Genomic DNA, 2959 nt, shown 5'->3' with positions numbered 1-2959 from the left:
CCGAGGCGCTGATCCGCCGGGGCTTCGAGGTGACGGTCGTCAACCGGGGCCGGGAGCCGATGTCGACGCTGGACCCGGACATGGGCCGGCTGGTGCACCGGGCCATGGAGGGCCTCGGCATCACCATGGTGAACGACGCCGAGGTGACCGAGGTGCTCACCGGACGGGACGGCCGGGTGCGGGCGGTGGCCACGCGGGACGCCGAGTTCCCGGCGGACGTGGTGGTCCTCGGCATCGGCGTCCGCCCGGAGACCGCCCTCGCCCGGGCGGCCGGGCTGCCGCTCGGCGTCCACGGCGGGCTGGTCACCGATCTGGCGATGCGGGTGCGCGGGCACGAGGACATCTGGGCGGGCGGCGACTGCGTGGAGGTGCTGAACCTGGTCTCCGGGCAGCGGCAGTACGTTCCGCTCGGCACCCACGCCAACAAGCACGGCCAGGTCATCGGCACCAACGCGGGCGGCGGCTACGCCACCTTCCCCGGTGTCGTCGGCACGGCGGTGAGCAAGGTGTGCGACCTGGAGATCGCCCGCACCGGCCTGCGGGAGAAGGACGCCCGCCGGGTGGGTCTGCGGTTCGAGACGGTCACCATCGAGTCGACCAGCCGCGCCGGCTACTACCCGGGGGCCGCCCCCATGACGGTGAAGATGCTCGCCGAGGCCCGTACGGGACGGCTGCTGGGCGTGCAGATCGTCGGCCGGGAAGGAGCGGGGAAGCGGGTGGACATCGCGGCGGTGGCGCTGACCGCGCGGATGACGGTGGAGGAGATGACGGCCCTGGACCTGGGGTACGCCCCGCCGTTCTCACCGGTGTGGGACCCGGTGCTGGTGGCCGCGCGCAAGGCCGCCTCGAAGGTGCGGCAGGGCTGACCCGCGGCGGGCGCGCTGATAGCCGGGCGCGATCGCGGGCACTACTTGTGTGTGGTCATCCCCGTCCATGACGTGAACCCGGTGCGCCGCACCCCCTGGGTGACGTACGCGCTGATCGCCGCGAATGTGCTGGTGTTCGTCACCACGCCCGGCCTGGCCGGCTCCGTGACCGGCGGCACCAAGCTGGCGCAGCTGTGCGATCTGCAGGCGTTCCTGGACCACTACGCGGCGGTCCCCCGGGAGCTGATCCACCACCGGATGCCCCGGCTGGTGCCGACCGGGGAGGTCGGTGTGGGCCCGCACGGGCCGGGCTGCGTGGTGGCGCCGCCCGGTTACGACAAGTCGCCGCCGCTGTCGGTGTTCACGGCGATGTTCCTGCACGGCGGCTGGCTGCACCTGCTGGGGAACATGCTGTTCCTGCTGATCTTCGGCAACAACGTCGAGGACCGGATGGGCCACATCCGTTTCTTCCTCTTCTACGTGGTGTGCGGCTACGCGGCCGGGTACGGCTTCGCGCTGCTCAACGACACCTCCGCGGCCCCGCTGATCGGCGCGTCCGGGGCGATCGCCGGAGTGCTCGGCGCCTATCTGGTGCTGTATCCGCGGGCCAGGGTGTGGGTGCTGGTGCCGTTCCTGGTCTTCCTGCCGCTGCGGCTGCCCGCCTGGCTGGTGCTCGGCTTCTGGTTCGGGCTCCAGGCGGTGTACTCCTCCGGACTCGGGGTGTCCGGCGCGGGCACGGTGGCGTACGCGGCGCACGTGGTCGGCTTCGTGGCGGGCATGCTGCTCGCCTGGCCGCTCAAGCCCGGCACACCACCGCCGCCGGAGCCGCCCGGCCTGCTGTTCGGCAGGCGCGCGCGGCCCCGCTCGGCCTGGTGAGTCAGCGCGCGGTCGCGGTGTGGACGTACTCCACGAGCCGGGTCAGCGCGTCCGGGTCGGTGTTCGGCATGACGCCGTGGCCGAGGTTGAAGACGTGCCCCTCCAGCCCGGCGGCGGCGTCGAGCACCTCCTGGGCCTTGGCCTCGACGGTGTCCTTGTCGGTGAACAGGACGGTCGGGTCCAGGTTGCCCTGGAGGGCCTTGCCGGGGCCGACGCGGCGGGCGGCCTCGTCCAGCGGGACGCGCCAGTCGACGCCGACGACGTCCGCGCCGGCCTCGCCCAGGAGCTTCAGCAGCTCGCCGGTGCCGACGCCGAAGTGGATGCGCGGCACGCCGTACCCGGCGACCGCGTCGAAGACCTTCGCGGAGGCCGGCATGACCGAGCGCCGGTAGTCCGCCGGGGCCAGCGCGCCGGCCCAGGAGTCGAAGAGCTGGACGGCGCTGGCGCCGGCCTCGATCTGCACCTTCAGGAAGGCGGCCGTGATGTCGGCGAGCCGGTCCAGCAGGTCGGCCCACAGCTCGGGGTCGCCGTACATCATCGCCTTGGCGTTCTCGTACGTGCGCGAGGGGCCGCCCTCGACCAGGTAGCTCGCGAGGGTGAAGGGCGCGCCCGCGAAGCCGATCAGCGGGGTGGCGCCCAGCTCGCGGGTGAGCATGCCGATGGCCTCGGTGACGTAGGGCACGTCCTCGGGGCGGAGGTCGCGCAGCCGGGCCAGGTCGGCGCGGGTGCGGATGGGCTGCTCGACGACCGGGCCGACGCCGGGCTTGATGTCCAGGTCGAGACCGATGGCCTTGAGCGGGACGACGATGTCGCTGAAGTAGATCGCCGCGTCCACGTCGTGCCGGCGCACCGGCTGGAGGGTGATCTCGGTGACCAGCTCGGGCCGCATGCAGGACTCCAGCATGGGGACGCCCTCGCGGACCTTGCGGTACTCGGGCAGGGAGCGGCCGGCCTGGCGCATGAACCACACGGGCGTGTGCGGCACGGGTTCGCGCCGGCACGCCTTGAGGAACGCGCTGTCGTACGTGGCTGCGGGCCCCTGGCCCGTGGAGGTGTCGTTGGCGGTCACGGGGCAAGTCTCGCATGACACCGGTGACCGCCGGCGCGGGGTGTCTTGCCCTGCGCGAAGGCCCGCTTCCCCTTACTCTTCCCCGCATGGCTGCGGCTCAGGGACGACTGTCGGACGGCGCTGACGGAATGGACGACGCGGAGGACAC

General features: G+C 72.8%; 3 protein-coding genes. 2 read left to right on the top strand and 1 reads right to left on the bottom strand.

The genetic code is table 11. From position 1 onward, the window contains the following. Together H5J33_RS29330 and H5J33_RS29325 are read left to right on the top strand one after the other, a co-directional pair. Positions 1-866 (top strand): FAD-dependent oxidoreductase (locus H5J33_RS29330; RefSeq protein WP_181797834.1); only part of this gene is annotated, 866 nt, incomplete at its 5' end. Positions 867-917: 51 nt separating this feature from the next. Next, positions 918-1742 carry a rhomboid family intramembrane serine protease gene (locus H5J33_RS29325; protein ID WP_181797833.1) on the top strand — a complete coding sequence of 275 codons (825 nt, stop codon included), beginning with the start codon at positions 918-920 and terminating at the stop codon, positions 1740-1742. A 1-nt stretch (position 1743) separates the two neighbouring features. Here the strand turns inward: H5J33_RS29325 and hemE are convergent, their stop codons facing one another. After that, complete coding sequence (hemE, locus tag H5J33_RS29320) at positions 1744-2811, bottom strand: uroporphyrinogen decarboxylase (protein WP_181797832.1); 1068 nt, start codon at positions 2809-2811, stop codon at positions 1744-1746. Between the last annotated feature and the right edge of the window lie 148 nt (positions 2812-2959).

The sequence above is a fragment of the Streptomyces sp. WELS2 genome (genome assembly GCF_013870595.1).
Lineage (GTDB): Bacteria > Actinomycetota > Actinomycetes > Streptomycetales > Streptomycetaceae > Streptomyces.
Note: the sequence above shows the minus strand (reverse complement) of the source record. Positions and strands in the feature narration are given on the sequence as shown.